A 25,394-nucleotide genomic window follows, 5' to 3' on the forward strand; every position below is an offset into this window, starting at 1 on the left:
AACACAGACCCCCACTACAGTCTTTCTTTGAATTTTGTGGGGATCGTACAGGCTTTATGCGTGGTACGTGTAGGAGTCTCTCAGGAACAAACCGTAAGGCGCAGGCAGAGATGTAATCACGAGAAAGATATTTATAACGAGTGTTAGTACAGCGCACCTGCTTAAATCATATTGGAAAGATTTGAGCTCAGCATACATCAGCATGTGAGCATTTATCAGTTCATTTTTCGCCCAATATGAGCCAAATATGGCTTAGAAAAAAATGAAATTCTGAAAGAAATAAATATTTAGGCTACAATTATTATATAAGCTGGTTATATTGCTTGGAGGCTGCAATGTTAATTCAGCCAGTCCAACCTGTATACATTCTAATAAAAATTGGCGAAGCTGAATATTCGGGCCAGCTCCTTAGTTTATCTGAAGAAAATCTAGAATTTAAATGCGATGCATATATTGAAAAAAATATCGAGGTTTCCTTTTTCGCGAAACATTTTCGTGGCCAAGCAACCATTCAGGAAATTAAATTTGATCATTCGTTCTTTACCTACCAATTAACAATTCAAGAGATTCAATTCCAGCCTGGTTTATTGATTAATACACGTTTGTAAGATGATTAAGATCCAGAAGAGCAATGTATGAGGAAACAGGCTTTGCTAATTTATCGCAACAGTCTCTTGCAGGAGAAAAGAGTTTGATGTGCAACGGTTACATGCTGGACTTGCCAACCATAGCCGTCAAGTCAAGGGTATTTTGTGTTTCATTTTGCTTAATTCGCAAATAGCCCTTCTCCGAGAGTGGACGGGGAGCCATTTTTTCTATATTGGCAATGGGCTCAATCATGAATGGATTCCTGTCTGAGCAAGAATGACAACATTAGTTTAATCTTATTCAATTCGCAAGTAACTCTGTCATCCCCGCGCAGGCGGGGATCCTTTTTTATTGTGGCAATGTACTCAATTATGGATGGATTCTTGTCTGCATAGAAATAACAACATCCGCTTACTGCTTCGCTTAATGGACATTTATAACCAGTAAACAAAAACAAACAGGAATAACCAGACTACGTCTACAAAGTGCCAATACCAGGCAACCCCTTCAAATGCAAAGTGTCGTTCAGGCGTAAAATGACCCCGTTTACAACGAACCGTGATTACAATCAACATTATTGTACCAATGGTTACGTGTAACCCGTGAAATCCAGTGAGCATAAAGAACGTCGTACCATAAATACCTGAAGCTAAGGTTAAATTCATCTCGGTATATGCTTCATGATACTCATAACTTTGTAACGCCAGGAATGTCAATCCTAATGCAATGGTTAAAATCATTCCGAGAATTAATTGTTTTTGCTTCTGCAATTTTAAAGCCCAATGAGCCCAGGTAATGGTTACCCCAGAAGTTAATAAAATAAGTGTATTTATTGCTGCTAATCCCCAAGCTCCCATTGCTTCATGGGCTCCAGCAAAAACTTGATTGTCCGGATTAACAAGTACAGGCCAGTTTGCAACGAAATCAGGCCAAAGTGTAAAGTGGGTAATTGGATGTACTTCACCACCTAAAAGCGGAACAGACCAAAGTCGCGTATAGAACAAAGCACCAAAAAAAGCGCCGAAAAAACAAACTTCGGAAAAAATAAACCAGCACATACCCCAACGAAATGATCTATCCACTTGCTCGTCATAGACTCCTTTCGAGTTCTCATAAATTACTTGGCCAAACCAACCAAATAACATAAAAACCATGATTGCCAAACCAATGGTGAATATGTAGGGGCCATACCAGTCATTATGAAGCCAAGATGCAGCGCCCACAAGAGTAGTGGTTAACCCGCATGATGCAACCAAAGGCCAATGGCTTGGTTTAGGGATATAATAAGTACCATGTCCTCCCATTATATTTTAATCTCCTGTTTCAATAGGGTCTGTTTCCATTTCTACTACCTTGGTCAAAATAGTTTGATTTTCTGTATTCCGATGCTCCCATACTTCGTGGATGCTGCGCTTCGGTACTCAAACCCAAACCATTTTGGCTCAAACTAGCGAAATATCAATAAACCCTAATCTGTTTTTAAAGCTCTCTTTAATGGAAGAGCGTAATCTACATAAATTTGTTCAATCTGCCAATTTGATTTTCAGCATAGTTATCTTGTATAGTAATCACAAGATTGCGTTCATTCAAATGTGCAGCCTTATATTAGCCCTTGTCTGTTACATCAAATAAAGTATAGGACAATGTAACTGTCTGTACTTTTTCGGGTAAATCGGCATCCAGATGAAATAACAAAGGCATATTCATTGCTTCATGTCCATTCAATGTTTGCCGCGCAAAGCAAAAACATTCTGTCTTTTTCAGATACTTAGCAGCGATACCCGGTGTGACACTGGGTATTGCCTGAACTGTCATCTGGTGATCAGTTTTATTTTCTGCATAAAACGACAGTTTGGCTATTTCACCAGGATGTACCTTGATTTTTCGTATTTTGGGATAGAATGCCCAAGGAACACCACTATTATTTGTAGCAACAAACTCAACAGTTATTTCTCTGCTTTTGTCTACTTTAGCTTTGCTTACATCATATGCTACCGCTTCAGGATTTGTTTTACCATTAATGCCCAATGACTTACATAAACTGTTGTAAATGGGCACTAATGCAAATCCAAAGGCAAACATCCCCAACACGAGGCCGGATAATATAACGAGTAGCCGATGATGCCCTTTTTGTTTTTTCATACAGCTAACCTATAAATCTAACTTGGGCGGAGTGGTAAAAGTATGGTATGGAGGTGGCGAGGGTAATGTCCATTCTAAACCGTATGCACCTTCCCATGATCTTGCAGCAGCAATATCTTTTTTAGTACCTTTTTTCCTGATGGTAGCGATTACATTATATAAAAATAGAAGCTGTGTAAATCCAAAAATAAAGGCACCAATTGAAGAGACCATATTAAAATTAGCAAATTGCAATGCATAATCTGGGATTCTTCTTGGCATACCTGCTAAGCCTAAAAAGTGCATAGGAAAGAACGCTACATTCACTGAAATAACAGACAACCAAAAATGCCATTTACCTAACAGCTCGTTATACATATGTCCGGTCCATTTTGGAAGCCAATAATATGTAGCAGAAAATAAGGCGAAAATTACACCAGGAACTAGAACATAATGGAAATGAGCTACAACAAAATAACTATCTTGGTACTGGAAATCTGCAGGAACTAATGCCAGCATCAGTCCTGTAAATCCTCCTATGGTAAACAAAAACACAAAAGCCAACGCAAATAACATGGGTGTTTCAAAAGTCATAGAACCGCGAAACATAGTACTTACCCAGTTAAATACTTTAATGCCCGTAGGCACTGCAATAAGCATCGTGGTGTACATAAAGAATAATTCTGCGCCCAGTGGGATACCCGTTGTAAACATATGGTGTGCCCAGACAATAAATGACAAGACAGCAATACTGACTGTAGCATAAACCATAAAGTAATAACCAAATAAAGGCTTACGACTAAAGGTAGGAATAACTTCTGAGATAACGCCGAAAGCAGGTAATACGAGAACATATACCTCAGGATGTCCAAAAAACCAGAATACATGTTGAAACAATATGGGATCACCGCCACCTGCTGCGCTAAAGAAGCTGGTACCAAAATGACGATCAGCCAACATCATGGTTACCGCTCCCGCCAATACGGGCATAATTGCAATCAATAAAAAAGCGGTAATTAACCAAGTCCATACGAACATTGGCATTTTCATCAGGGTCATGCCAGGTGCTCGTAAATTTAATATCGTCGCAATGATATTAATTGAACCCATAATGGATGAAAGACCCATCATATGGATTGAAAAAATCATAAAATCGGTACTGGGAGGAGCGTATGTAGTCGATAGTGGCGCATACATAGTCCAGCCAAAGTTAGGGCCGCCGCCAGCATGAAATGTGGTTGAAAGTAATAATGTAAAAGCAAAAGGTAAAATCCAAAAACTCCAGTTATTTAAGCGTGGCAACGCCATATCTGGGGCACCGATCATCATTGGAATTTGCCAGTTCGCCATGCCAGTAAATGCCGGCATTACCACACCAAACAACATGATTAAGCCATGGAGGGTGGTCATTTGGTTAAAGAAATTGGGATCAACGAAACGATGACCTGGCTGAAATAATTCAGCCCGAATAATTAAGGCCATACCGCCAGCTAAAAAGAAACTGATCATTGCCAGCCACAAATAAAGTGTACCTATGTCTTTGTGGTTTGTAGTAAACAACCAGCGTTTTATAAATCCTAAGACGCCCTTACCCTGTTCAGGACCATGATCGTCATGTTTTTCATCGTGCGCTAATGTATAACTACTCATTGCAAACCTCCAGCTTGAACTTTATTAACCATGGTTGGTTGTTGATTAGCTTTCTGACGTTGTGTAGCAACCTCTGCGGCTTGAACTACATCATTAGTATTATTTTCCCAGGCATTACGCTCATATGTCGCAATCGCAGCAATTTCTTCATCTGTAAGTTGATCTTTATAAGGCTGCATTGCAGAACCAGCAATACCATTGAGTATTATATCTATATGTCGTGAAATAGGGTGACCGGTTGCTACAGAACTGCCTCGAAGCGCTGGGTACATAGGTGGTATGCCTCTACCGTCAGGTTGATGGCATGGAGAACAAAACTGTTCATATTTTTGCTTGCCAAAAGCAAGTAATTCATCCCGGGTCATTGTCTTCTGGGTTGCAGCAACGGCTTCCCCTTGGGCATACTGATCTTCGGTTTTTGTTTGCGTAGCAACCCACTTATCAAAATCTTCCTGATTTACTGCTTCAACAACGATAGGCATAAATCCATGATTCACCCCACAAAGCTCCGCGCATTGCCCTCTATAGGTTCCTGGTTTATCTATTGTAGCCCATGCCTCGTACATAAAGCCGGGTATAGCATCACGCTTAATGCCTAATTCAGGAACCCACCAGGAGTGAACCACATCATTTGAAGTCACTAAAAAGCGAATTTTTTTATTAACAGGTACAACCAATGGTTTATCTACTTCTAATAAATACCACTCATTTTTTTTCTGTTTATTTTGAATTTGCGCAAAAGGCGTGGATAAAGTGCTAAAGAAACTAATTCCCTGATCAAGATACTCATATTGCCATCGCCATTGATAGCCCACTACTTTTATCGTTAGTTCTGACTGTTTTGTATCATCCATACGAATTAAAACACGGGTAGCAGGTATTGCAAGTCCAACGAGAATCAAGAAAGGTATAATCGACCAGACTACTTCCAAGCGGGGATTATCATGAAATGATGCGGCCTTATATCCTTTGGATTTCCTATGATGGATCATGGAATAGATCATAACGCCGAATACAACAACCCCAATAATGGCGCAAACCGCCATACACACCATATGTAGGTAATATGCATCTTTACTGATGGGTGTGACCCCTCGATACATATTTAATTGCCAAAAATCCACGGCGAATAGTGGTTGGCTCGCAGCCCAGATACCTAGCATCGTTAATAATCTACAGATCTTTAACCTGTTTAACATCCCCATTCCTCGTCTTGTCAAGAAACCAGACTAAGCTGGCTCCAATTTATTTTTATACATTTTTTATTTTTGATCTTCCCTCACAATAATGTGAGGGCTCTATATTCAATCAATAAGACTACCACAATGAGTAGTTTCCTTCAGTTTTAGATTTACTGACCATGTATTTTACTGCCTCGATAATTTCGTTTGTTGTACATTGATCACAGCCGCCGTTTTTCGGATGATCTTTTCCATGAACAGTATTCTCAATCAATACATCCATATTTTTCGCAATCAAGGATTTCCACGCTTCTTTATCACCAATTTTAGGTGCCCCATCTTTTCCGTCATTATGGCAAACTGCACAATGCTTGTTATAAACGGCTTCACCACTTTCAGGATATTTTTTCGCACCACCAGACTTCAGATCCAATAATTGAGTACGCGTCAATGATTCATTGAGTATGAAATCAACGGCTGAAATAATGTCATTATCAGAACACGTCACGCAGGCACCTTTAACAGGCATAAAGTTAAATCCATCGATTGCATGACGATATAATCCAGTTAATCCGCTGCTTTTTAATCGTTCATACCAACTTGCCGAACTTCCCAACAAAGGAGCACTCATTGCGCCATCTTGGTGGCAAATCACGCACGCTGTATAATAAACTTGCTTTCCACGATCGAGTGAAGGAGGATCATTTGAAGGTGGTAATCCTAAAGGCTCTTCGCTCACGACTGTTTTAAGGTATGTAGCGACAGCCATTCTATCTTCGTCGGTTAGGTACATCATACTGTTACGATTTACTTCAGCCATAGGACCTGCTACTGGGCCTGCATTGTTAATGAGCTTGTCATATTTGAATACATCAGTGACCTCTTCGTGGGTTGCACTTTCCAAGCCATACTTAGTAATGTTTGGCGCCCAGTAGCCATCAATAAATCCACCGGTCAGGTAATATCTGTTCTTTGGCGCGCCGAATGGATTTAATGGTGTATGGCACATGCTGCAATGTCCTAAACCATCTACGATATATTTACCACGATTCCACTCAGGAGATCTGCCTTTTTCATATTGAAATTCATGTCCTTCAGGAAAGAAAAACAATAAGTTCCATCCCCAAAGTGTAAAGCGGGCGCCAGGAACATTAAATGGGAAAGGTAAGGGTTTGTTAGGTAAATTAACAGGCGGCAAGCTCATAAAATAAGCATAAAGAGCACGCGCATCTTCCTCGGTTATTTTAGAAAAATAGACATAAGGGAATACTGGAAAATAATTTCTGCCTTTGGGATCGCGCCCTTCTTTAAGTGCACGAATAAAATCTTTTTCAGTCCAATTACCAATACCTGTTTCTTTATCAGGAGTAATGTTGGGACTGTAAAATGTTCCGAAAGGCGTTGCGATAGGCAATCCACCTGCATAAGCGGGTGTGCCTGCTTTAACATTTGTATGACAGGAAATACAATCTCCCATCTTTGCCAAATATTCTCCACGCTCAATTAAAGTCTGTTGCTCACCTGTGGCTGGAGCAGTAGGTGGATAGACAGGATAATATCCATCATGAACTTGTAATTTCTGTTGGGCAGGTGCAGCATTTTCTGCATGTAATAATTGACCTGCTAGACCAAGCACCGTCAATGTTGCAGTGACGATTAGCTTTCTTAGTAACAAAGAGCCCACGCTCCCTCCTATTTGTTCTTATTTTGTACGCTTCTCTTGCGGAGACAGAATAATCGACGCATTTTATACTCCACAACGCATAAGTTGCAATGTTATAATCGCTATCTTTGATTTTTTTTATATCGTGATTATGTTTGTTTATCTTAATGGCTTGTTTTTAGGCTTATCCTTGATCATCGCTCTAGGGCCACAAAACGTCTTTTTGATTAAACAAGGTGCACAAAAAAATCATGCGATTCTTTCTGCGGTTATATGCTTTATCTGTGATTTTATTTTAATTTGCTCTAGTATTGCAGGCTTGCATGAATTGCTTCAGCTTCGCCCGGTTTTGCAAATATGGATGATGGTGTTGGGTACACTTTTTTTACTTTTTTATTCCGCGAAAGCATTAACCAACGCATTTTCCAAGCAATCAGAAGACGCAGAAAATGGACATCCACCACGCAACAGGACCCAAATCATTCTCTTAGCCTTAGGGTTTAGTATACTTAACCCGCACGCTATTATTGATTCACTGGTCATTATAGGTGGGGGCAGCAGCGGATATCCAGACAAAGAACATATTTTTTTGCTGGGTGTGCTCACATCAAGCTTTATCTGGTTTAGTTCATTAACATTTACCGCACGATATTTTTCCGACGTTTTAACAAAAGCAAACGTATGGAAAGGAATTGAACTAATTAGCGGCCTGCTCATGGCTTTTATAGGTATTAAACTCGGTACAGATTGTTTAAGCTTAATTTCAGAAATAATTGGGAAATCAATTTAATAGAAAGGGCCAATCAGTGTGTCGCCAATTGACCCAGTGGAATGACACATAGCAAGTCCAACCTCGCAACGCGAATATCTCATAATCATTTATTCATGTCAATCAGAAGCACTTGGCAAAAAGGCATTTTCCATTGTTGTTCTAACGCACTTCAGTTAAACTCAAGCTTTTATAAATATTGAGCAATACATGTTTTACGGCGACACCATCCAAGAAACACGACAAATGTTTTTTTCCAGTTGGGAAAAATACCAACATCAAAAACTGCTATCACCCTTAGAAAATGAAATTGTGCAAGTGATATTGGCTCACCCTGAGTACCATAAGATACTTGAGAATCAGAATAAATTTCAGCAGCAATCTTATTTTCCCGAGTCAGGGGAAGCAAATCCATTCCTGCATATGGGACTTCATCTTGCCATTAGAGAGCAAATCGCTACTGACCGTCCTGTAGGGATTCACGAAATCTATAAAAATTTAATTAAAAAATACAATGATCCATTATCTGTAGAGCATTTAATGATGGAGCAATTAGCCGAGTGTTTGTGGCTCTCACAAAAAAATAACATGCCCCCTGATGAACAGCAGTATCTGCAAACATTAGCCAGCCTTTGAATTATTTTTCAGTAGAAAAGCGGGTGAAAAGTGAACTCTCAAAACCTTAACTTCTCATACCGCGGATAAAGCCTGATAACATTCTGTCATCCCTGCAAAGGCAGGGAGGTGGATTCACATTTGACTGAAATTTTACCCTTTTGTGAGGGATCACTCAGGCATAAAGTATAGTACGTAGGAGAATGGCAGTAATGCTAACCCTCCTTCATCAACAGAAAAGATGAGTTTTCTTTATGCCCTGCTAAATCATCGTGCTGTTCTGTTTGATACTCAAGGATATCTCCAGGCTGACACTTGAGATAAGCACAAATCGCTTCCAATGTCGCGAAGCGTATTGCCTTAGCCTTGCCATTTTTTAAAATAGACAAATTCGCTTCAGTAATCCCTATTGCCTCTGCCAACTCCTTAAGCCGGCATTTGCGTTTTGCCATCATTACATCCAAATTAACAATAATTGACACGAAAATATTCCTTAAATTGTTAATTGCGTTTCTGATTTTAGTTGATGTGCTTCTTGGATAATCCAGGAAGCAACTAAAATGATAAAAGCCGTAATTAAAGTAGATAAATTCGCTGAATTCAAGGTAATACTGGCAATGCGTTCACCTTTAGGATTATTAAAGGTAAGTGCTGCAGTCATTAAAGGTTGATAAAATAGCTGCACGACCTCCCCCAAAATCATGTAAATACTTACTTGTTTAATTAATTTGATATTTTCCTCCTCAAACAGGTTTCCCTTTTCAAAAAGCCAAAATAGTTTGGCTAATTTATGGCAGATTAAAATAGTAATGGTCAACGGCATCCATTCGATCGCCAATATGACGACCCGATGCATCCAGGAAAAATGAGAGGGGTCACGAATTTGTTCTGCAGAAATTAAAGAAGACCAGGATCCTATATAACACATCCAATCGAACTCAAATAAGATTAAGAACGTTGTAGTTAAAGGAATAAGCCAACAAAGAGTACGAAATAGCAGGTAAAGAATATGACTGGTGTTTTTTATTTTTTTCATGATAAATACCTATTGATAAATTCCTGTTAAATTATAACAAAAATTTATCGTTTATCAATAAAAATATATTCAATTATAGATATTAATTCATGTGCTGCTCTCCACAATGATATAACAGCTAACAACCGAGGAGAGCCTAATAATAGTTCTAAATAGTATTTCAACTGAATGTGAGTGATGTATTTGGTGCTAACCTATCAAGTTTTTCTTGCAAAAGACTTAGATTTTTAGGTACAACGATAAATTGGTAGTTATCATTTTGGAAGTTAACAGGAGCGGCGCCTACTTTAAGGTAACGTGCATTATTGCGTTTTTCCACCGTAAATCTATTTTCCGGTCTCTGATCAAAATCAATACAACCAGACTCTTCAAGGAATGATAGCGCCGCAATTGTTTTTGGATCAACCATTGATACAGACCAAAACTTTTGGGTGCGGATATGCGGAAAAGGTCTCGTATAACTTCCTTCCCCACTAACAATGACCAAATCCTGAATGTGTTTATCATTTGGAAAATGCTCTTTAATTAAAGCAAAAGCTCTTTCAAGTTGCTCTCCTTCTAAACGCACTTTTTCTTTATTGGTAAAATACTTCTCTAAATGAGCTTTATTAATTGCTTTTATAATAATCGCTATTTGATTAGAATCTTCAGAGGACTTCACCTCATAAATTAAACTGCCTCCAAATTGGACAAAACCTGAAAGCTTTAATTGAGCATTTTTTCCTTTTACATCCTCTTTATCGAGAATAACTCTAAGATCGATTGGAAATTCTGGACTACTGGATTGAAAATAAAGTGCAAACTCATTAGTCATCGGCAAATCACAAAATTGATTTAGCATACTCTTAATCTCATGAAAATCTTTTTGATCTTGAGATGCAATGAAGTCTATGATAGAAAAATTATCACCAGAATTATTTCTGCTATAGGTGATTACATCTTTATCCTCTTCGGAAGGCGGTTCTTTGAGCATTTGCAAATCCTGAATGGGATGCACTACTTGTTGACCAACAAGGACTTTAATATAGCTACAACGAATATTATGTAATCCTGTTCTGATAATAACAGAATTGACCTCTTGAGAATGCATATCTTCTGTAGGAAGTTGAAAATTAATTTTAGTATTATTAAGAAATTCAGGATAAGCAACATCGGTAATAATGAATGTAGATTGATTGGTCTCGTCATTAATTTTTTCTTCAAATTTAATGAGATTGTAGTTATTTTGTAATAAGGTTAAACGTCTTCTTATTTCTATTGCCTTAGGGTCTGAGGTTGTTAAAGGATGTGCAGTCCTCAAATCAGTTAACGCCCCATCCTCATGGGAACGACTCGTTGATTCGCCTATGTTAAATCCACTTTCAGTTAATCCCATTAATTGATTGATTCTGATTTTAACATCGGTAATCGCCGAAGAACCATCCGCAGTCATCATGGAAATGAGTTCAATAATTGATTTCATAAAATGTTACCCTCGCCTTTGTTTAAAAAATAAAAACCCCAAAACTTGAGCAAATAATATTTAAATTAGATTAAAAAATGAATATCTATTCAAAAAATATTCCATATATTTTTAACTACAGCAATACATACCTAAAACCGATTCTTTTCTATGAAAAGAAATTTCATTACAAAAATCAGCACAAAAATCAAAACCCATTGTGACTTTACCCAATACACTAAGACATAGGGCTGGGTATCTTGACTAAAATCAGTTAACATGGAGCATTAAATAACAAATTCGTGTTTCCTATATGGCTGATCAAGAAAAAGAAACTCATTTTGGTTACTCTACGGTTGCCTGGGATGAGAAAGAAAAGAAAGTAGCAGAAGTTTTTCATTCCGTAGCAAAAAACTATGATGTGATGAATGATTTAATGTCTTTAGGTATCCACCATCTGTGGAAACGCTATACCGTAGAGCGTAGCCAAGTACGCCCTGGACAATTTGTTTTGGATTTAGCAGGAGGCAGTGGGGATCTAACCCGTTTGTTATGCAAAAAAGTCGGCGATTCAGGCCGTGTTGTTCTAGCGGATATTAATTCTGCCATGCTTAATGTAGGACGTAATCGCCTATTGGATGAAGGCTTATATAAAAACATTGATTACGTACAAGGTAACGCACAATGTCTTCCTTTTGCTGATAATAGTTTTCATTGCATTACCATGGGATTTGGCTTAAGAAATGTGACGGATAAGGAAGAAGCGCTTCGTTCGATGTATCGTGTATGCAAGCCCGGTGGAAAATTAATGATTCTTGAATTCTCAACCCCCACATTTCCCGGCTTAAAACCTATTTATGACTGGTATTCGTTTAATATTTTACCTAAAATAGGAGGGTTTATTGCGCAAGACAAAGCCAGTTATCAATACCTTGCTGAATCCATACGCATGCACCCGAATCAAACCAAACTAAAAGAAATGATTGAACATGCGGGATTTGAAGATTGTCATTATGATAATCTAAGCGGCGGCATAGTTGCCTTGCACATTGCCTATAAATATTGAGTGCATTATGTTAAAAAAATATTCTCTAAAGGCGCTTCAAATAGCCATTAACAAAGCCGCAAGACTGGATGAACACATGCCGGCCAAGCTGCAAGCGCTTGATAATAAAACTCTTGAGATGATTATAAGCCCGTTAAATGTCAATTTTTTTATCCTTTTTAAAGACGGGGAAATCATCTTGCTGGATAGCTACGATAGAGGAGCAGACACAATCATTCATAGCAATCCTTTAGGTTTAATCAGGCTAAGTTTATTACCTGCATCTAAGGCACGCTCTTTATTTAATGATAAGATCCGCATGACTGGCGATACCGAATTAGGGCAACACGTAAAAAAACTGTTTGATGAAATGGATATCGATTGGGAAGGGCATCTGGCTCACTTTACCGGTGATGTGGTTGCTCATCAGATTGGTTCTTTTGTCCGTAAAGGAATGGCATTCAAAAAGAGATTGGATGATTCCATGCGTCAAAATATGTCTGAATACTTGCAAGAAGAGTTGCGACTGTTTCCTACAAAATATGAACTGGAAGATTTTTTTGTTGAAGTCGATGAGTTATCCTTAAGTGTCGAGCGCTTGCAGGCTCATATAAATCAACTAATAAGCCGCTATGAAATCCATTAAAAAACTCATTCGTCTTATCCATATCAATTACATCCTGGCCAAAAATGGGCTAGATAATGTAGTAGTGTCGTTAAGATTGTTTGCACCCCTCCGGTTTATTGTATATTTAAATCCCTGGAACTGGTTTCGCAAAGAACAGCTAACACACGGTGAAGCACTTCGTAAGTCATTGGAAGAGCTGGGGCCCATTTTTATCAAATTCGGTCAAGCACTTTCTACACGTCCTGATATTTTACCTCTAGATATAGCAATTGAACTCAGCAAATTACAAGATAAAGTTCCGCCATTCTCCAGCGAAAAAGCAATGGCGATTATTGAAAAGGTCTATGGTTTGTCGCCTTATGAAGTTTTTGCCGAATTTGATTCAATCCCCTTGGCATCGGCCTCTATGGCGCAAGTACATGCGGCAACCTTGAAAACAGGGGAAGAGGTGATTGTCAAAGTGCTTCGACCTAACATGCGACGCATTATTGAGCAAGACTTGAGCATTATGCATACTATTGCAAAATGGGCGGATCGCTATTGGCCTGAGATTAGACGTTTAAAGCCCAAGGAAATTGTAACAGAGTTTGAACACACCTTACTTGATGAGCTCGACTTGTTAAGAGAAGCAGCCAATGCCGCTCAATTAAGGCGTAACTTTGAACATTCCCCCATATTGTATATTCCCGAAGTATATTGGGACTATTCCCATTCCAACGTCATGGTACTCGAACGAATCCATGGCATACCTGTATCCGATATAGCCAGTTTACAGGCTCATGGGGTTGATATCAAAAAACTGGCTGAACGCGGCGTAGAAATTTTCTTTACGCAAGTATTTCGTGATTGTTTTTTTCATGCAGACATGCACCCAGGAAATATTTTTGTTTCTTATAAAAATCCCAAAGAACCGCAATATATCTGCATCGATTTTGGGATCATGGGCACATTAAACGATAATGACAAACGGTATTTAGCTGAAAATCTCTTAGCTTTTTTTAATCGCGATTACCGACGTGTAGCCGAGTTGCATGTTGAGTCCGGTTGGGTTGCCCGTGATACCCGGGTTGATGAATTTGAAAGCAGTATTCGTACCGTATGCGAGCCTATTTTTGAACGACCTTTAAAAGATATTTCATTTGCGCAAGTTGTATTGCGCCTTTTTCAGGTTGCTCGACGCTTTCATATGGAAGTACAACCCCAATTGGTTTTATTGCAAAAAACATTGCTTGCGGTAGAAGGTTTAGGACGTCAACTCTACCCGGATTTGGATTTATGGGCCACTGCCAAACCCTTTCTCGAAAAGTGGGTGAGAGATCAAATCGGCCCCAAAGCATTCTTTACGCAATTAAAAAAGAATCTACCCTTTTTTGCGGAACAATTACCGCATATGCCCAAACTGCTCTTTGATTTTCTAGAGCTTAAAAAAGAAGAATTAATAATAAATAAAGAGCGTGCTAATGCACAGTCAGAAAATGAAAAACCAGCAGTACACTGGAACAGCGTTGCAATTGGTGCAGGACTTTCTTTTCTTTTAGTAAGCCTGCTGGACTATTTGCATTTTATCCACCATAAACAGCTCGCTCCTCTGGCTCTTGCCGGGGCTATTTTAACGGGGCTGTTTGTACTTTTTAACCGTAGTGCGAGGAACTAACATGGGACTAAGCGGCATCAGCCCTCTTTCATTATTATTAATTCTGGTTATTGTTATTGCTCTTTTTGGTACTTCCAAATTAAAAACTATAGGCACAGATCTTGGTGAGGCAATTAGAAATTTCCGCAAGGCCTTGAATGAAGAGCAAACAAATGAACCACCAAAAGAGGATAATAAATCCTTATGAGCGGTGGTGAACTTCTGGTCATTTTTATTGTTGCCCTTATTGTATTTGGGCCTAAGAAACTTCTCATGCTGGCAACACATTTGGGGTTATTAATAAGAAAACTGAACCAGCTCAAAGCCCAGGCCGCTTTGATCTGGCAACAGCAGCTTAATGCTCTGCAGTTGCAAGAAAATCAACGCAAGGCAAAAGAAGCAGATGAGCAATATAAAAAAGAAGAACAAGCACCTTAAATTTATTCTTACTGAGGCTTCGCACTGAGGGTATCGTCAGTTTATCTTCCTACGTCCCGCGGCTTGTCCGCGGGATCTAGAAAGTTTGCAATAAAACTGGATCCCTCAGAGTTTGGCCTCTGCTTCCCGTTGGGGGCTCATCGATTGAAGTATTTTAAAATATAGGCAGCATAGTTCACTGTTCAAATTTTACAATATTTTTATTGTTCAAATCCTGCCATAACTTTTCTGCAACCGGACCGCGGGCTGGTTTTTGCAATCGTATTGCACCCATGGTAATTAATCGTCTATCAAAATGATTTCCTTGCAAGCACTGCAGTCGACCATCTGCTAATTCTTGGGTAATCATATGTAATGGCAACCGCCCCCAACCAAGGCCTGCCACGATAATATCTTTTTTGGCCATAACATCGCTTACTGTCCAGCGGCGCGCATGCTCAACAACCCCAAATGAAAAATCAGACTGTGATGAATCGCGCAGAATAACTTGCATGCATTCAGAAAGAGTATCCAGATCGTCTAATTGTTTGCCGTAATAATGGATAAATTCAGGAGATGCTACTGCGATTAGGAACTCAGAACGCAGCGGTATCACTTCGACGGCCTTCTTGGTGATCAAATTTTCGCTAATAATTAAGTCTGCTTGATTTCTTAATAAGCGCTCACAAGCACCGCCAAGTGATTCTGTTAGAAAATGAAATTGTGTATTAGGAAAACTGTAAATCCAATGCCGTAATAGATTTTTCAAGCTTGCTAAAGGGAAAAAAATATCGATAGCAATCGTAATATCGCTTTCCGCCTCGGACTGGAGCTGTTCTGCAAATTGGCTAATGTTCTTCCAATGGCCAATTAAAGACTGAGCGCGACAAAACAGTTTTTCTCCTTCTGCCGTTAATACAGGTCGATAGTGGCTGCGATCAAACAATACCAAATTGAGTTGTTCCTCCAGCTTTTTTATCGACGAAGTGATTGCCGGTTGGGTTTTAAATAAAGCGCGCGTTGCCGCGTTAAACCCACCGTATTCAACGACAACAACAAAAACGCGCAGGGCATCAAAATCAATATCCATAAATTTATATTATAGAGTTTATTAAAACTTAATATTATCAATTTATAAAGATTTTGCCTAATCTGTTTACTCCAATGGAAAACGTAGCCTGGGTGGCAGTGAAGCGGAACCCGGGTTGCGACTCTAACTCCCACGCCCTGGGTTTCGCTTCGCTGCACCCAGGCTACAAGGAAAGCAATTGGAGGCAAAATATGTCAATGAGGTCCGTTCAAAAGACAACAACTGCATTATTAAACTTATTATTCAATCAAAGACGAGTTAGTGAATTAACCGAAAAACAGTGCTCTGGAATTTTATGTCCTGAATGCACGCGCCATCCACAGCAAAAAATTCAACAAGCAGTCACTGAGCAAAGAATACTTACTTTAATTCTTCCTGCCTTCCCCGCAAAATCAGCCAACAGGCAGAAAACTCTGTCAGAGAAACCCGATCGAGGTGAAATTATTGGCTTAAGCAATCTGAACCAACTCTGTCAAAGCATGCAGGAAGTTTATCCAGTAGGGGTAAAGTTAATTATTTGTTCTGATGGTCGTGTATTTAATGATTTGGTTTTAGTGAATGATTTGCATGTGGATGTGTACCAAAAAGGAATTCAACACATCATTGCGGATTATCAACTAAACCATTTAGCAACTTTTTCACTTGATGATGTCTATCCCTATCATAACTATCAAATCATGCGTGAATCATTAATGATCGAGTTTGGACAATCTTTAGGCGAATTAAAAAAACATATAGCAACCGCACAGAGTGCGCGTTATCAATTTAATGGTATTCATCGTTTTATTGTTGAAGATCAACTTGCCTTGAAGCCAGGACAAACGAAAAACAGAATACGTCAGGAAGCCAAACACATTGCTTATGAGGTAATCCGCCGCTCGAATGCATGGTCACAATTGCTCGCCCATTATTTTCCCCAATCCGTACGTTTATCGATTCACCCGCAACCTTGCGGCTCAGAAAAAATGGGAATTCACTTTCTTCCTGTAACAAATCGTTGGAGCACTCCCTGGCATAGTGTTTTACTTAAAAACGCGCAAGGATGGCAATTAGTAAAAAGAGAGGACGCGGAGCGGCTGGGAGCTCGATTAAATGATGATCATTATGTCTTGGAGGCATGCTAATGAATAATGCAAAATTATTTACCCCCTATCTGATCCAAGCAGAAACAAATGCAAATTTGACTGCTCTACCGTTAAAAAAGCTTTTAGATCAGGTAACTCATCATAAAATTGTCCTTTTACGTGGTTTCAAACCTCTTGAGCGCGATGCGTTACTTAATTATTGCCAAAGCCAAGCACAATTACTTTCCTGGGATTTTGGGCCGGTAATGGAAATGAAAGTAGACAAACAGCCCAAAAACTATTTATTTACTGAAGGGGATGTCCCCTTGCACTGGGACGGAGCTTTTCATCAAGAGCCTCGTTTTTTATTCTTTAATTGTCTGCAAGCACCTAAGGTTGGAAACGGTGGCGAAACCGTATTTGTAAACACTGAGACGGTTTGGAAGACCGCAAGCGAATCACAAAAAAATGAATGGCAACACTATTCTCTCTCATTTCATACTGAGAAGTTAGCACATTATGGGGGGGCCATTACGCGTCATTTAATCAATATTCATCCCGATACGAAACAGGTGATTTTACGCTTTGCTGAACCTGTAGGGGAAGATTATTTAAATCCTGTACACGTCAAAATAATTGGTAAAAGCGAGGACGAATCACATGCTATTTTATCCTCTTTAAGCCAGAGCATGCGAATCCCTCAACACCTCTACCAGCACGAATGGCAAGAAGGTGATTTTTTACTCGCGGATAATTTCTCGCTTTTACATGGCCGCAATTCATTTCACTACCATAGTCCAAGACATTTAAGAAGGATCCAAATATTATGAAATCCTATACGTTAATGCAGCTCAAGCAAACGACAACTCCAGAGCAATTCAGTCATCACTTACGGGAAATGGGGGAGCTATTCTGGTGGGACCCCGGGAAATTTTTTGTTATCACCTCTTATCAACTAGCCAAACAAGTGCTCACAAGCGAAGATTTCAGTTGTGACCGCTCGCCTTTTTTTATCTCCCGTATGCCCGAAATGAATTTGTCATTAATCACTGATTTTTTCAAAGTGGTTAGTCAAATGATGGTGATGAGTGATGCGCCAGAGCATACGGACCGCAGACGAATTTGTTATCATGGACTGAGTACCCATTGCCTCGAACAGTTAAAGCCATTGATTCAGCGCACCATAGCAAATTGTCTGGCTGAATTTACTGAAAATCAACCTTTTGATTTTGTAAGCCAACTTGCCCAAAACATTCCCTCAGTAACACTTGCAGAATTGTTTGCAATTCCGGACAGTGAACGTAATGATTTTTATCATTGGTCTAATAATATGACCCAGTTTTTTGGCGGCTCAACCAGTTATAAAGATGAAGATGGCATCAAGGTAAATCATAGCGCCCAACAATTATATAATTACTTTTCTGATCTCATGACGCACCGCCGGCTAAAGCCTGGGAAAGATTTTTTAAGTATCTTGTTGGAACATCAAGCTCATTTTGGATTAACTGATGATGAAATCATTTCCCAGGCCATTATGATGCTGGTTGCAGGTCAAGTAACAACGACCGATCAACTGTGTAATAATTTATTTATTTTGCTTAATGAGCCAGGACTCTGGAAGCAGATAAAAAGTAACATCGATGCTCTTGATGTATATATTGAGGAATGCAACCGTCTTGATCCGGCAGTAACTTTTATTTTTCGAGTCACTAAAAATGAAACCATGCTTGGTGATCAGCTGATTGAAAAAGGGAAGGTAATTTTTATATCAACGCATGCAATTAATCGTGACCCGTATTATTTTAATCATCCAGACACGATAACGCTCGAAAAAAAGCAAAAAACGCAGCATTTCAGTTATGGTTATGGAAGTCATTTTTGTCTTGGTGCAAAATTGGCGCGTATTGAAATGCGCTATATTTTTAAAGCCCTGTTGACACAATTCCCTTCTTTATGCCTTGATGCAAGCAAACCTGCCCAAAGAAAGCATCATAGTTTGTCTTTTTCAGGATTTGAACATATGTATTTAAATACCCATTAGGATGTTTATAATAGGCTTATGAATTGTAAAATTGTAGCCTGTTGAAAACATAGCCGCACTTCCAGTAAGTTACCTACGTCCCGCGGCTTGTTCGCGGGACGTAGAGAAAAGTCAAAAATCATTAACTTAATCGTATTCGGCTGCGCCCAGGCTATTTATATTCCTCTAGGGACAAACCTATGCGCCAGCAAAAAAGCCTATCAAAAGATGCTGCACTCAAATTCATCATCCTCATAGGTGTTGTAAGTCTCTTTGCGGATATGACTTATGAAGGGGCACGCAGTATCACCGGACCCTATTTGGCATTATTAGGTGCTAATGCTGCTGTTGTGGGATTTGTGTCCGGTTTTGGCGAACTATTAGGCTATGCACTACGGATGGTTTCCGGTTATCTCGCTGATCGTACCCATAAATATTGGACCATTACTATTTTTGGCTATACCTGTAATTTATTAGCTGTTCCTTTGTTAGCAATAGCAGGGCATTGGTGGGTGGCTGCCGTGCTCATCATCACTGAGCGAGCAGGTAAAGGCATTCGCATGCCTGCGCGCGATGCCATGCTTGCCCATGCAGGACATCAAAAAGGAATGGGTTGGGCTTTTGGCTTACATGAAGCACTAGATCAAACAGGCGCTATGTTAGGCCCTTTAATTCTTGCCCTAGCGCTTTATTTTAAAGTGGAATATCGTTACTGTTTCGCCTTACTGTTAATACCCGCGTTGTTTGCCTTAAGCACTTTATTGCTATCACGATGGCTCTATCCACGCCCGCAAGATTTGGAAGTACATCACGATACCTTGGAAGTCACTGGGATGAGCATGAATATAGCTTTTTGGATATACTTATCAGGAGCAGCACTTATTGCTGCAGGCTATGCTGATTTTCCATTAATCGCTTACCACTTTCAAAAGAAAGATCTTTTATCTCCGCTTTGGATTCCAATTTCTTATGCCATAGCAAAAGGATTTAATATAGTAAGCGCCCCGCTCCTTGGACATCTTTATGATCGTTATGGCTTTATTATTTTAGTCATCGTTTCTTTGTTAACCTGTTTCTTTGCTCCCTTAGTCTTTTTTGGTAATTCCAGTCTGGCTTTATTCGGTGTTATTTTATGGAGTATTGGCGTATGCGCACATGAATCGCTAATGCGTGCAATCGTTGCCGGTATGATCCCCAAAGAAAAACGTGGTTCGGCCTATGGAATTTTCAATACCGGGTTTGGTATTTTCTGGTTTTTAGGTAGTGTTGTAATGGGAGTGCTCTACGATATTTCTATTACTGCCCTAGTGATTTTTTCGATTGGAATCCAATTGCTGGCGATTCCTCTCTTGGGTATTGTCATGAAAAAATTGAAATAACCAGAGAGAAGTCCTGAGAAATTCTCCGCCGGAAAATGAGGTATCAATTTTTATTTTTGTTCCGCCAAACTCCTTAAATGCTCATCTGATAAACGAAATTGCAACAAATCCGTACGTGGATGAGCGCCTATAAATTCATAGAATTCAATGGCTTTTTTATTCCAAGTAAAGGCATGCCCTTCCATACGACAACATTCCTTCTCAATTGCCAACTGCGCAAGATTAGATAACAATGCCGTACCCAGGCCATAATTTCGATAAGGTTCATCTACAAATAGCTCTTCAACATAAAGAACAGGTGCTCCAGATGGAGCGGAATAAGAGAAAAAATATAAAGCATAACCCGCGGGATTTTTCTTATGTTCAGCTAATAAAATATAAAAATATTTATTTCGACCAAAACCATGAGATTCAATTTTGTCCAGGGTCAAATTAATCTCTTCAGGTTTCTTTCTTTCATATTGGGCAAGCTTCTTGATTAAACCAAAAATTTCTTCTTTATCTTTTTTCTTAGCAATTCGAAAAGTAAATTCCATATTATCCCCTTCACAACCTAAAACCTTAATCAAAGCGATTTACGGGTTGATGACAATAAGGTGCTTTATGATGTTTGGCATAATAATCCTGATGGTATTCTTCTGCTGGCCAAAATGATTGTACTGGCAAAAGGCGAGTCGCAACTTGATAGCCTCTTTTTTGCAGCATTTGGATTAAGGTTTCCGCTTCTTCCCATTGTTCCTGATTATAATAAAATACCGCACTCTGGTATTGCTGACCTATATCTGGACCTTGTCCCGATTTTTGTGTGGGATCGTGGATTTCAAAAAAACGTTTTAGCACTTGGTGGTAGTCAGTTTTAGCTTTATCATAAATAACGCGTACTGCTTCATAATGCCCTGTATTGCCCTGACACACTTGGTCATAACTGGGTTCTGAAGTAACACCACCTGTATACCCCACTTCAACACGAAGAACTCCGGGGATTTGCTTTAAAAAGTGATCGACTCCCCAAAAACATCCACCAGCCATTATTGCTTCTTCAGTATCCAACACCTGACTGTCTGCAACAAAATCAATGGAGGCAGAATTGACACAATGACGCAAATTCTTTTGGGTAAAATACTCTCCAGTAAAGACATGACCTAAATGTGCGTCACAGCGCGAACAGAGGATTTCCGTACGTTGGCCATCACGATCTGGGAGCTGTTTCACTGCATGAACGATATTATCATCAAAACTTGGCCAGCCACACCCGGAGCTGAATTGGCTTGACCCACGAAATAAGGCCAAACCACAACGTCTGCATAAATAAGTCCCTTGCGTTATGACAACATTGTATGCCCCAGTATGAGGATACTCTGTGGCTTTATCACAGATTATCCTTTTTGCTAAAGGGGTTAAACTGGCAGTTTTATCAAGATAATCATTCATGATACCTACCTATGTTGTCCTTGGCAGATTTTATCTGCTAAATAACCTATAGCTCCTGCATAATAGATGGAATTATTATAATGTAAAATCATCTTATAGTTCGGGAAGGTCAAGAAAGTTGGTCCGCCTAATGGTTGAACAATACTCGCTTGCAGATTTTGGAAAGGCAATAACTCGCCCTCTTCGGTACGCACACCCATCGCATTCCATTCACTCACAGGTTTTACAATATTTTTTCCTTCCATAGCCATATCAAATTTACGAGGTAATTTGACTTGGATTGCCCAGGGTTCACCTGTTTGCCATCCATTTTGTTTCATATAATTTGCAATTGAAGCAAAGACATCCGGTTTACTTCTCCAAATATCCTTTCGCCCATCACCATCATAATCAACAGCGTATTTCACCCAGCTTGAAGGTAAAAATTGCGGCTGACCTGAGGCGCCGGCCCACTCACCTTTAAAATCAGCGAGACTCACATGTCCCTCACTCAGGATGTGCAAGGCAATAAATAATTCTTTACGGAAAAAATCCTTGCGATTGGAGTCATATGCCAAGGTAGCTAACGCTTTCACTACAGGGAAATTCCCCATATAAGTACCATAACTGGTTTCCATTCCCCAAAATGAAACGATGAAGCAAGGGTTTACTCCGTATTGCTTGGCTACAGCTTCTAATACTGCCTGATTCTTTTTGAATTCCTTGCGTCCTATAGCAATCCTGTAATTATCAACACGTGTGTTGCGGTATTTAATGAACGTGAGACGATGTTCTGGTTGAGAACGTAAAAATCCTTTAATTTGATGACTTGGCTCATGGATTCCTGCAAACGCCTCATCAAAAACTTCTGGTGATATTCCTTGTTGCAAGGCTTCTGCTCTAACTCCAGCGACCCAAGCATTCCAATTCTGTTGTGCGAAGGCAACATGATGTACCAGAACGTATGCGATTATCGCAAGTCCCCATTTTTTCATAGCCTTTCCCCCTGATTTTTTATTACCTTGATTGCCATCTCAATATTTAAAGATAGACCATTTATCATAAAACAAGTAGCCTCGTGGTAGCCTGGGTAGCGCGTAGCGAAACCCAGGAAATTTGTACAACGCAGTTACCCGGGTTTCGCTACGCGCTACCCAGGTTACAGTAAATACAGGCTACTACGAAAGGAGATTATACAGTGAGTATTAAAGCGCTTCCATAAATGCTGTTAAATCTGCCTTTTCTTCTTGAGTTAACTGTAATTGCAATACCAAGTTAAAAAACTCTACAGTATCTGCCAAAGTTAACAAACGGCCATCATGTAAGTAAGGTGGAGAATCTTTAATTCCTCTCAAAGGAAATGTTTTTATAGGCCCATCACCAACCGCTTTCATGCCATTAATCATTTGTGGTTGATAGAATCGTTCGGTTTGTAAATTATGCATGGTGTTGTCAGTATAGTAAGGAGGAGCATGACACGTAGCACATTTTGCCTTACCAAAAAACAACTCCTGCCCACGTAACTCTGCTGGGCTCGCTTTAGCGGGATCCAATTTACCTTCCCAGGTCAATTTAGGTGCGGGAGGAAAATCAAGAATTTCCTGAAACTCAGCCATGAAGTGAACTTGGCTGCCACGCTCCAGAATATTAACGCCTTTTTTAGTCGCAATTACCGGATCTCCATCAAAATAGGCTGCTCTTTGTTCAAACTCAGTGAAGTCTTCTATTGTTTTTAATGCACGCTGAGATCCAAATAACCTTTGGATATTCACGCCACGTAATGTTGGCGTATTGATTCGATGACGAAACTCCTGGGGTCTAATATCACCAACCAAATGGGTTGCTTTATTCGTATGACCATTCGCATGACAATCAAAACAAGCTACTCCACGACTGGGTCTTACAGTACGGCGGTCTTCAGTCTGGTTAAATTGTTGTTGTGGGAATGGAGTAACTAGCAGACGCAAACCTTCCAGTTGTTTGGGATTCAATAGGCCGTTAAACAATTCATAATAATTTTCAATGGTAACCAGTTTACCTTGGGAAACATCGCCAAGATCAGGTCTGGTAGTTAAAAAAATCGGCGCGGGATGAGGTGGTAAAAAATGATCGGGAATATCAAAATCCAAATCAAATCGTGTCAAATCTCTGTCTTCTTGTTTTTTAATTTCATTAATAGAAAATTTGGGAAAGAGCATCCCTCCCTCAGGATGATTAGGATGGGGCAATGGTAAGAAACCCTGAGGGAAAAGGCCTTTGTTTTTAATCTCCTCTGGGCTCATTTTGGCAAGCTGGTCCCATGTTACTCCCTCTGGCAACTTCACTCGAACTCCTTCTTGCACAGGTTTGCCATTAGACATCTTTGCTGTTTGAGAAGGCTTATTACTCAAATCATAACGTTGTTTTAACAGTTCTTGCTGCCGCTCATTAATCGCTTGTTTTTCGCTGCTCATACGCTGCAAAATGCTTGCAAAAGTCTCATGAATCACTACAGGTAAATAACTTGAAGGTACTGATGCACTAGAAGACGACGTATTAGAAGGATTAGTTTGTGGCAGAACTGTGTCAGCAAAAGCAAAAGAACAAATGCCTGATATTAAGACCATCACTCCCAAAGATTTTTTTAACATACGCAAATCCATTTAGATGAAAAGAATTTTTTCATCATAAAATACTTATAAATTCAGTGCAATAGAATCAAAAAATTCAGATCTCTGTAATCTGGAAGCAACACAACAAAACCCCAAATAATAAATTTTTAAGCCTGATTCGTGTTCTGTTGACAATTCGCTAGATTAAGCCAAAATACTGTGTGATTTTAGAATTTAGCTTTAAAACACCATACCTATTTTTTATGAAACCGAATCATCTATTAAAAATTATTCTAGCCAGCGCCTCTCCAAGACGTTTGCACATTTTGCAAGAACACGGTTTGCCTGCTGTGGTTATGCCTGCCAACATTGAAGAAATTCAACAAAAAGACGAGGAAGCTAAAATATATGTCACACGACTTGCTAGAGAAAAAGCACAGACTATTTTGGCACAAGTCGAAACAGGTACCGCAGACATCATTCTAGCAGCAGATACTACAGTAGCCTACCAGGATCAGATTTTAGAAAAACCCCGCGACCATCAAGATGCATATAGAATGTTAAGCATGTTAAGCGGCCATTCTCATGAGGTCTATACAGGCTATGCGCTAATTTTTCTACCAGACCAACAGTGGTGGATTGATTGTGTCACCAGCAACATTACATTTCACACACTTACAGAGCAACAAATACAAAACTATATTGATACAGGAGATCCTTTTGATAAGGCTGGAGGATATGGTATCCAAAATGTATATGATACATTTATAAAAGAAGTAAAAGGCTCCTATTACAATGTGATGGGTTTGCCCATTGAAGACATTATGAAGAAAATTTCTCTTAGATATTCTGAATTATTTTAATTGCTCTTTTCGCTTCATATAATGTTTACAAGGTAATCTCTAATACTTTTTTACTATTAATCCAACGAGAAAAGCATATGATGATCATAGCCAGATACCATACGGCCACAGGCATTATTGATGCATGACGGTACAATAAATATCCCGCTATCACAGTAGAAACTAAAACATTGAAAAAAATTGCTTTAAG

General features: G+C 39.4%; 27 protein-coding genes. 13 read left to right on the forward strand and 14 right to left on the reverse strand.

What is annotated here, in order from left to right; translation table 11 throughout:
* Window positions 1–335: 335 nt before the first annotated feature.
* Window positions 336–608 (forward strand): hypothetical protein, encoded by a 273-nt coding sequence (locus A8O27_RS12595; protein WP_058458491.1) that lies wholly within the window; start codon window positions 336–338, stop codon window positions 606–608.
* Window positions 609–705: 97 nt separating this feature from the next.
* On the opposite strand, the gene A8O27_RS19350 is transcribed toward A8O27_RS12595, so the two are convergent.
* From A8O27_RS19350 to A8O27_RS12620, 6 genes are all read right to left on the reverse strand, one after another.
* Entirely contained in the window at window positions 706–840 is a 135-nt protein-coding gene (locus tag A8O27_RS19350) for a hypothetical protein (protein WP_259293092.1), read from the reverse strand.
* 182 nt (window positions 841–1,022) lie between these two features.
* Window positions 1,023–1,892, reverse strand: coding sequence for a cytochrome c oxidase subunit 3 (locus tag A8O27_RS12600; protein ID WP_058458492.1), 870 nt, complete (start codon window positions 1,890–1,892; stop codon window positions 1,023–1,025).
* Window positions 1,893–2,193: 301 nt separating this feature from the next.
* Complete coding sequence (locus tag A8O27_RS12605; protein ID WP_058458493.1) at window positions 2,194–2,730, reverse strand: cytochrome c oxidase assembly protein; 537 nt, start codon at window positions 2,728–2,730, stop codon at window positions 2,194–2,196.
* Between the two features lie 9 nt (window positions 2,731–2,739).
* The gene (gene ctaD / locus A8O27_RS12610) at window positions 2,740–4,359 is read right to left on the reverse strand and encodes a cytochrome c oxidase subunit I (RefSeq protein ID WP_058458494.1); all 1,620 of its coding nucleotides are present in this window, start codon (window positions 4,357–4,359) and stop codon (window positions 2,740–2,742) included.
* Window positions 4,356–5,558, reverse strand: a complete 1,203-nt coding sequence (coxB, locus tag A8O27_RS12615) for a cytochrome c oxidase subunit II (protein WP_058458495.1) — start codon at window positions 5,556–5,558, stop codon at window positions 4,356–4,358. The genes ctaD and coxB overlap by 4 nt, the downstream gene beginning before the upstream one ends.
* Before the next feature lie 118 nt (window positions 5,559–5,676).
* On the reverse strand, window positions 5,677–7,224 hold the full coding sequence (locus tag A8O27_RS12620) for a c-type cytochrome (protein WP_058458496.1): 1,548 nt from the start codon (window positions 7,222–7,224) through the stop codon (window positions 5,677–5,679).
* Window positions 7,225–7,354: 130 nt separating this feature from the next.
* Here A8O27_RS12620 and A8O27_RS12625 point away from each other — a divergent pair, with 130 nt between their 5' ends.
* Both A8O27_RS12625 and A8O27_RS12630 read left to right on the forward strand, forming a co-directional pair.
* Window positions 7,355–7,993 (forward strand): LysE/ArgO family amino acid transporter, encoded by a 639-nt coding sequence (locus A8O27_RS12625; RefSeq protein WP_058458497.1) that lies wholly within the window; start codon window positions 7,355–7,357, stop codon window positions 7,991–7,993.
* A gap of 189 nt (window positions 7,994–8,182) precedes the next feature.
* Entirely contained in the window at window positions 8,183–8,608 is a 426-nt protein-coding gene (locus A8O27_RS12630) for a DUF1841 family protein (protein ID WP_058458498.1), read from the forward strand.
* Between the two features lie 194 nt (window positions 8,609–8,802).
* Here A8O27_RS12630 and A8O27_RS12635 read toward each other — a convergent pair whose 3' ends face one another.
* The 3 genes from A8O27_RS12635 to A8O27_RS12645 all read right to left on the reverse strand — a co-directional run bounded on the left by A8O27_RS12635 (window position 8,803) and on the right by A8O27_RS12645 (window position 11,085).
* On the reverse strand, window positions 8,803–9,069 hold the full coding sequence (locus tag A8O27_RS12635) for a helix-turn-helix domain-containing protein (protein ID WP_058458499.1): 267 nt from the start codon (window positions 9,067–9,069) through the stop codon (window positions 8,803–8,805).
* A gap of 11 nt (window positions 9,070–9,080) precedes the next feature.
* Window positions 9,081–9,623 (reverse strand): DUF2975 domain-containing protein, encoded by a 543-nt coding sequence (locus tag A8O27_RS12640; RefSeq protein ID WP_058458500.1) that lies wholly within the window; start codon window positions 9,621–9,623, stop codon window positions 9,081–9,083.
* Window positions 9,624–9,783: 160 nt separating this feature from the next.
* A complete protein-coding gene (locus A8O27_RS12645; protein WP_058458501.1) occupies window positions 9,784–11,085 on the reverse strand; it encodes a hypothetical protein in 1,302 nt (433 codons plus the stop codon).
* 292 nt (window positions 11,086–11,377) lie between these two features.
* Between A8O27_RS12645 and ubiE the strand changes: the two genes are divergently transcribed.
* Genes ubiE through A8O27_RS12670 form a run of 5 tightly spaced genes read left to right on the forward strand, consistent with a single transcriptional unit; the run spans window position 11,378 to window position 14,808 of the window.
* Window positions 11,378–12,130: a bifunctional demethylmenaquinone methyltransferase/2-methoxy-6-polyprenyl-1,4-benzoquinol methylase UbiE gene (gene ubiE / locus A8O27_RS12650; protein WP_058458502.1), complete on the forward strand. Its 753-nt coding sequence runs from the start codon at window positions 11,378–11,380 to the stop codon at window positions 12,128–12,130.
* Window positions 12,131–12,137: 7 nt separating this feature from the next.
* Window positions 12,138–12,755: a ubiquinone biosynthesis accessory factor UbiJ gene (locus A8O27_RS12655; protein ID WP_058458503.1), complete on the forward strand. Its 618-nt coding sequence runs from the start codon at window positions 12,138–12,140 to the stop codon at window positions 12,753–12,755.
* Window positions 12,742–14,391 (forward strand): ubiquinone biosynthesis regulatory protein kinase UbiB, encoded by a 1,650-nt coding sequence (gene ubiB, locus A8O27_RS12660; RefSeq protein WP_058458504.1) that lies wholly within the window; start codon window positions 12,742–12,744, stop codon window positions 14,389–14,391. The genes A8O27_RS12655 and ubiB overlap by 14 nt, the downstream gene beginning before the upstream one ends.
* Before the next feature lies 1 nt (window position 14,392).
* Window positions 14,393–14,578, forward strand: a complete 186-nt coding sequence (tatA, locus tag A8O27_RS12665; protein WP_058458505.1) for a twin-arginine translocase TatA/TatE family subunit — start codon at window positions 14,393–14,395, stop codon at window positions 14,576–14,578.
* Window positions 14,575–14,808, forward strand: a complete 234-nt coding sequence (locus A8O27_RS12670; protein ID WP_058458506.1) for a Sec-independent protein translocase subunit TatA/TatB — start codon at window positions 14,575–14,577, stop codon at window positions 14,806–14,808. Before tatA ends, A8O27_RS12670 begins: the two co-directional genes overlap by 4 nt.
* 175 nt (window positions 14,809–14,983) lie before the next feature.
* Here A8O27_RS12670 and A8O27_RS12675 read toward each other — a convergent pair whose 3' ends face one another.
* Window positions 14,984–15,877, reverse strand: a complete 894-nt coding sequence (locus tag A8O27_RS12675) for a LysR family transcriptional regulator (RefSeq protein WP_058458507.1) — start codon at window positions 15,875–15,877, stop codon at window positions 14,984–14,986.
* A gap of 191 nt (window positions 15,878–16,068) precedes the next feature.
* On the opposite strand from A8O27_RS12675, the gene A8O27_RS12680 reads away from it, so the two are divergent.
* The 4 genes from A8O27_RS12680 (at window position 16,069) to A8O27_RS12695 (ending at window position 20,340) form a co-directional block, all read left to right on the forward strand.
* A complete protein-coding gene (locus tag A8O27_RS12680) occupies window positions 16,069–17,001 on the forward strand; it encodes an isocyanide synthase family protein (RefSeq protein ID WP_082642405.1) in 933 nt (310 codons plus the stop codon).
* Complete coding sequence (locus A8O27_RS12685) at window positions 17,001–17,771, forward strand: TauD/TfdA dioxygenase family protein (RefSeq protein ID WP_058458508.1); 771 nt, start codon at window positions 17,001–17,003, stop codon at window positions 17,769–17,771. The genes A8O27_RS12680 and A8O27_RS12685 overlap by 1 nt, the downstream gene beginning before the upstream one ends.
* On the forward strand, window positions 17,768–18,982 hold the full coding sequence (locus A8O27_RS12690; protein WP_058458509.1) for a cytochrome P450: 1,215 nt from the start codon (window positions 17,768–17,770) through the stop codon (window positions 18,980–18,982). The genes A8O27_RS12685 and A8O27_RS12690 overlap by 4 nt, the downstream gene beginning before the upstream one ends.
* Window positions 18,983–19,161: 179 nt before the next feature.
* Entirely contained in the window at window positions 19,162–20,340 is a 1,179-nt protein-coding gene (locus tag A8O27_RS12695; protein WP_058458510.1) for an MFS transporter, read from the forward strand.
* A gap of 50 nt (window positions 20,341–20,390) precedes the next feature.
* On the opposite strand, the gene A8O27_RS12700 is transcribed toward A8O27_RS12695, so the two are convergent.
* The 4 genes from A8O27_RS12700 to A8O27_RS12715 all read right to left on the reverse strand — a co-directional run bounded on the left by A8O27_RS12700 (window position 20,391) and on the right by A8O27_RS12715 (window position 24,380).
* A complete protein-coding gene (locus A8O27_RS12700) occupies window positions 20,391–20,876 on the reverse strand; it encodes a GNAT family N-acetyltransferase (protein WP_058458511.1) in 486 nt (161 codons plus the stop codon).
* 25 nt (window positions 20,877–20,901) lie between these two features.
* The gene (locus tag A8O27_RS12705) at window positions 20,902–21,771 is read right to left on the reverse strand and encodes a bifunctional methionine sulfoxide reductase B/A protein (protein WP_058458512.1); all 870 of its coding nucleotides are present in this window, start codon (window positions 21,769–21,771) and stop codon (window positions 20,902–20,904) included.
* 5 nt (window positions 21,772–21,776) lie between these two features.
* On the reverse strand, window positions 21,777–22,745 hold the full coding sequence (locus A8O27_RS12710) for a lytic murein transglycosylase (RefSeq protein WP_058458513.1): 969 nt from the start codon (window positions 22,743–22,745) through the stop codon (window positions 21,777–21,779).
* A gap of 210 nt (window positions 22,746–22,955) precedes the next feature.
* Complete coding sequence (locus tag A8O27_RS12715) at window positions 22,956–24,380, reverse strand: hypothetical protein (RefSeq protein WP_058458514.1); 1,425 nt, start codon at window positions 24,378–24,380, stop codon at window positions 22,956–22,958.
* A 224-nt stretch (window positions 24,381–24,604) separates the two neighbouring features.
* Here A8O27_RS12715 and A8O27_RS12720 point away from each other — a divergent pair, with 224 nt between their 5' ends.
* Window positions 24,605–25,204: a Maf family protein gene (locus tag A8O27_RS12720; protein ID WP_058458515.1), complete on the forward strand. Its 600-nt coding sequence runs from the start codon at window positions 24,605–24,607 to the stop codon at window positions 25,202–25,204.
* Window positions 25,205–25,394 lie beyond the last annotated feature (190 nt).

It is taken from the genome of Legionella bozemanae (assembly GCF_001648595.1).
In the GTDB taxonomy this organism is placed as follows: Bacteria; Pseudomonadota; Gammaproteobacteria; order Legionellales; family Legionellaceae; genus Legionella; species Legionella bozemanae.

What these genes read in the sequence shown, in the direction of transcription:
- A8O27_RS12675 (WP_058458507.1), bottom strand. Translation starts at nt 15,877, where the DNA reads ATGGATATTGATTTTGATGCCCTGCGCGTTTTTGTTGTTGTCGTTGAA.
- A8O27_RS12720 (WP_058458515.1), top strand. Translation starts at nt 24,605, where the DNA reads ATGAAACCGAATCATCTATTAAAAATTATTCTAGCCAGCGCCTCTCCA.
- ubiB (WP_058458504.1), top strand. Translation starts at nt 12,742, where the DNA reads ATGAAATCCATTAAAAAACTCATTCGTCTTATCCATATCAATTACATC.
- A8O27_RS12625 (WP_058458497.1), top strand. Translation starts at nt 7,355, where the DNA reads ATGTTTGTTTATCTTAATGGCTTGTTTTTAGGCTTATCCTTGATCATC.
- A8O27_RS12695 (WP_058458510.1), top strand. Translation starts at nt 19,162, where the DNA reads ATGCGCCAGCAAAAAAGCCTATCAAAAGATGCTGCACTCAAATTCATC.
- A8O27_RS12670 (WP_058458506.1), top strand. Translation starts at nt 14,575, where the DNA reads ATGAGCGGTGGTGAACTTCTGGTCATTTTTATTGTTGCCCTTATTGTA.
- ubiE (WP_058458502.1), top strand. Translation starts at nt 11,378, where the DNA reads ATGGCTGATCAAGAAAAAGAAACTCATTTTGGTTACTCTACGGTTGCC.
- A8O27_RS12640 (WP_058458500.1), bottom strand. Translation starts at nt 9,623, where the DNA reads ATGAAAAAAATAAAAAACACCAGTCATATTCTTTACCTGCTATTTCGT.
- A8O27_RS12705 (WP_058458512.1), bottom strand. Translation starts at nt 21,771, where the DNA reads ATGAATGATTATCTTGATAAAACTGCCAGTTTAACCCCTTTAGCAAAA.
- A8O27_RS12645 (WP_058458501.1), bottom strand. Translation starts at nt 11,085, where the DNA reads ATGAAATCAATTATTGAACTCATTTCCATGATGACTGCGGATGGTTCT.
- A8O27_RS12685 (WP_058458508.1), top strand. Translation starts at nt 17,001, where the DNA reads ATGAATAATGCAAAATTATTTACCCCCTATCTGATCCAAGCAGAAACA.
- A8O27_RS12595 (WP_058458491.1), top strand. Translation starts at nt 336, where the DNA reads ATGTTAATTCAGCCAGTCCAACCTGTATACATTCTAATAAAAATTGGC.
- coxB (WP_058458495.1), bottom strand. Translation starts at nt 5,558, where the DNA reads ATGTTAAACAGGTTAAAGATCTGTAGATTATTAACGATGCTAGGTATC.
- A8O27_RS12605 (WP_058458493.1), bottom strand. Translation starts at nt 2,730, where the DNA reads ATGAAAAAACAAAAAGGGCATCATCGGCTACTCGTTATATTATCCGGC.
- A8O27_RS12655 (WP_058458503.1), top strand. Translation starts at nt 12,138, where the DNA reads ATGTTAAAAAAATATTCTCTAAAGGCGCTTCAAATAGCCATTAACAAA.
- A8O27_RS12710 (WP_058458513.1), bottom strand. Translation starts at nt 22,745, where the DNA reads ATGAAAAAATGGGGACTTGCGATAATCGCATACGTTCTGGTACATCAT.
- ctaD (WP_058458494.1), bottom strand. Translation starts at nt 4,359, where the DNA reads ATGAGTAGTTATACATTAGCGCACGATGAAAAACATGACGATCATGGT.
- A8O27_RS12690 (WP_058458509.1), top strand. Translation starts at nt 17,768, where the DNA reads ATGAAATCCTATACGTTAATGCAGCTCAAGCAAACGACAACTCCAGAG.
- A8O27_RS12715 (WP_058458514.1), bottom strand. Translation starts at nt 24,380, where the DNA reads ATGTTAAAAAAATCTTTGGGAGTGATGGTCTTAATATCAGGCATTTGT.
- A8O27_RS12600 (WP_058458492.1), bottom strand. Translation starts at nt 1,892, where the DNA reads ATGGGAGGACATGGTACTTATTATATCCCTAAACCAAGCCATTGGCCT.
- tatA (WP_058458505.1), top strand. Translation starts at nt 14,393, where the DNA reads ATGGGACTAAGCGGCATCAGCCCTCTTTCATTATTATTAATTCTGGTT.
- A8O27_RS12630 (WP_058458498.1), top strand. Translation starts at nt 8,183, where the DNA reads ATGTTTTACGGCGACACCATCCAAGAAACACGACAAATGTTTTTTTCC.
- A8O27_RS12700 (WP_058458511.1), bottom strand. Translation starts at nt 20,876, where the DNA reads ATGGAATTTACTTTTCGAATTGCTAAGAAAAAAGATAAAGAAGAAATT.
- A8O27_RS19350 (WP_259293092.1), bottom strand. Translation starts at nt 840, where the DNA reads ATGATTGAGCCCATTGCCAATATAGAAAAAATGGCTCCCCGTCCACTC.
- A8O27_RS12680 (WP_082642405.1), top strand. Translation starts at nt 16,069, where the DNA reads ATGTCAATGAGGTCCGTTCAAAAGACAACAACTGCATTATTAAACTTA.